A 3,228-nucleotide genomic window follows, 5' to 3' on the forward strand; every position below is an offset into this window, starting at 1 on the left:
AAAAATTTATGTGGGTGATGTAGCTGTGGGTGGCGATGCCCCTATCTCTGTGCAGTCTATGACGTATAGTGATACACATAACGTAGCAGCCACAGTAGAACAGATAAACCGTCTACATTTCGCGGGCGCTGACATGGTGCGTGTTGCTGTTCCTGAAATGCAGGATGCATTGGCACTTAAAGCTATCAAAGAGCAAATTTCTTTACCACTTATTGCAGATATTCACTTTAACTATAAACTTGCTCTAGAAGCAGCAAAGTGGGTGGACTGTATACGTCTTAATCCTGGAAATATCGGTGAGAAATCACGTATTAAAGAGATAGTGAAAGCCTGTCAAGACAGAAATTTACCTATTCGTATAGGGGTTAATGCAGGTTCATTGGAAAAAGAATTTGACCAAAAGTATGGTGCAACGGCTGAGGGTATGGTCGCGTCTGCAGAGTACAACATTAAGTTTTTGGAAGATCTGGGATTTACAGATATAAAAGTATCTCTTAAGGCATCTGATGTAGACAGAACCGTAGATGCCTATAGAATGTTACGTCCTAAAAATGACTACCCTTTTCATTTGGGTGTGACAGAAGCAGGGACCATTTTTCATGCGACTATTAAATCTGCCATAGGTTTAGGTGCTTTACTGCTTGATGGTATAGGAGATACGATGCGTGTTTCCATTACCGGTGAACTTGAAGAAGAGATCAAAGTTGGTAAAGCCATACTCAAAGACAGTGGCAGGATGAAAGAAGGGCTGAACATCATCTCTTGTCCTACCTGTGGACGTATAGAGGCTGACTTGGTGAGCGCTGTAGCAGAAGTAGAAAGACGGACGGCGCATATTAAAACACCTATGGATGTTTCTGTAATGGGCTGCGTGGTCAATGCTATCGGTGAAGCGAAACATGCTGATGTTGCGATCGCCTATGGTAAAGGTTCAGGACTGATCATGCTTAAAGGGGAAGTGGTTGCAAGACTTCCCGAAGAAGACTTGGTCGAGAGATTTGTGCAAGAAGTAGAGAAATTCGCAGAGGATAATAAATAATGGAAAACATGTACAATCTAAATATAGAGAGAGCAGTACTTTCTGCCGTTATTTTTGATCCTGAAACGTATGAAGAGATCGCAGCCAAGTTAAAACCACATGATTTTTACCTCCCTTTTCACCAGCATGTGTTTGCTGCGATGGAAGAACTTAGTGTAGAGGAGAAACCTCTTGATGATGAATTTTTACGTTCTAAACTGAATAGTATGGGTAAGTTTGATGAGGTAGCGATGCTTGACTTGCTTTCAGCAAATCCAATCACCAATACAGCTGCTTACCTCAAAGAGATAAAAGCAAAGTCCAGTAAAAGAGCTTTGGCTACACTTGCGACAGAGATAAGGAAAGTCACTATAGAAGATGATCTCCCTGCTGAAGAAGTGATGAATCTGGTTGAGAAAAAGCTTTATGAGATCACACAAAACTCAACATCAGATGACTTTAGGGAAGCTAAAGAGATCACTTTAGCGATGATGACTGAGATAGAACGTCTCAAAGCACTTGGAAATTCTAAACTTATCGGTACAGATACCGGGTTTAGAAACCTTAATGATAAAACATCAGGATTTGGTAAAGGGGACTTGGTGATCATCGCTGCACGTCCTGCTATGGGAAAAACGGCATTTGTACTCAATATGGCACTCAAAGCCATAGAGCGTAATGAAGGGGTGGCTTTTTTCTCACTGGAAATGCCGGCAGAACAGCTCATGCTGAGACTGCTGTCTGCTAAAACATCTATACCACTTCAGGCGCTTAGAGTGGGTGATCTTAAAGATGAGCAGTGGAGTGATCTTTCTGCTGCAACGCAAGACCTCTCTCAGAAAAAACTTTTTGTAGATGACGGTGGATATGCAACCATCCACCATGTGCGCAGTAAGCTTCGTAAACTTAAAGGGCAACACCCTGAAATATCTGTTGCTATCATTGACTACTTACAACTTATGAGTGGTGAAGGTAGAGAAGGAAGACAACAAGAAGTTTCTGAAATCTCAAGAGGACTCAAACAGTTAGCCAGAGAATTGCAGATACCTATCATCGCGCTTTCACAGCTTAATCGTGGAGTAGAAAGCAGGGATAATAAACGTCCAATGCTCTCTGACCTGCGCGAGTCCGGAGCCATAGAACAAGATGCCGATATTATTCTCTTTGTTTACCGTGATGATGTCTATCGTGAGGCACAAGAGAAAGAAAAAGAGATGAAAGCCAAAGCAGAAGGTAAAGAGTACACATCCGAGTTTAGAAAAAAACCTGAGGAAGATGCAGAGATCATCATAGGAAAACAAAGAAATGGTCCTACAGGTACAGTGAACCTCATTTTCCAAAAGAACTTTACACGTTTTGTGGATGCGCCAAGTGGTCCGGCATTTGAGATAGAGTATGAAGATGCTGATATCCCTATGAATACAGGTAATATAGAGTTACCAACTATATAGGACACAATAGACAAAGCTCTATATTCTGTTACGCTAACGTTGAGTTTGCTTAGGCTTCAGCAGTTGGCTCACGCAACTAGTTGCGCTAATGAGACACGCAAGAAAGAGACTTCTAATGCAGCTAGAAAAACCAAAACTATTTCCTGAAAAGAAAACGTTTGTTTGGACAGTGCTCTTTTTTCTGTCGATAATTCTTATTCGTCTTTTCATCGAATATCAATCCTATCAAAGTTTCATTTCAAAACCTTTTTATTATACCCATGCGAAAGTCCTTAATGCCTATACAAAGTCTAAAGGTAATAAACGTTATCAAGTGCTTAAACTTCGTAGTGATGACGGATTTACTTTTTATACGACCAATTATAGTAAAGATGATTTCCAGCATAAACGGTTACGTTTACAGATATTTCCAAATAAAAGTATATCTTTTACCGACTATCTAGGTACATTTTATGTAAAAAGTCGTATTAAAGAAAAACAGCTTCTTGATTTAACTTTTAAAGATGATCTGCTTGAAAAAGTGTCTATACAACATAAGGACCCCTCTTTAGCATCATTTTACAATGCTATTTTTTTTGCTACGCCTTTAGATAAAGAGCTAAGAGAAAAAATAAGTATGCTTGGTGTCAGTCATCTTGTGGCATTGAGCGGATTTCATTTGGGAATATTATGGGGATTGGTCTATAGCCTTCTTTTGTTACTCTATAGGCCCCTACAGCAACACTTTTCCCCTTATCGCCATGCACTGTTCGATGTCGG

At 40.2% G+C, this 3,228-nt stretch carries 3 protein-coding genes; all 3 read left to right on the plus strand.

The features are described 5' to 3' along the window. On the plus strand, window positions 1-1,039 hold a 1,039-nt coding region (gene ispG, locus ABZC96_RS09275), incomplete at its 5' end, for a flavodoxin-dependent (E)-4-hydroxy-3-methylbut-2-enyl-diphosphate synthase (RefSeq protein ID WP_373030656.1). Then, window positions 1,039-2,469, plus strand: coding sequence for a replicative DNA helicase (locus ABZC96_RS09280; protein ID WP_373030657.1), 1,431 nt, complete (start codon window positions 1,039-1,041; stop codon window positions 2,467-2,469). The genes ispG and ABZC96_RS09280, both read left to right, overlap by 1 nt. A gap of 115 nt (window positions 2,470-2,584) precedes the next feature. Next, on the plus strand, window positions 2,585-3,228 hold a 644-nt coding region (locus ABZC96_RS09285; RefSeq protein WP_373030659.1), incomplete at its 3' end, for a ComEC/Rec2 family competence protein.

It is taken from the genome of Sulfurovum sp., from assembly GCF_041551015.1.
Classification (GTDB): Bacteria; Campylobacterota; Campylobacteria; order Campylobacterales; family Sulfurovaceae; genus Sulfurovum.

What these genes read in the sequence shown, in the direction of transcription:
- ABZC96_RS09280 (WP_373030657.1), top strand. Translation starts at nt 1,039, where the DNA reads ATGGAAAACATGTACAATCTAAATATAGAGAGAGCAGTACTTTCTGCC.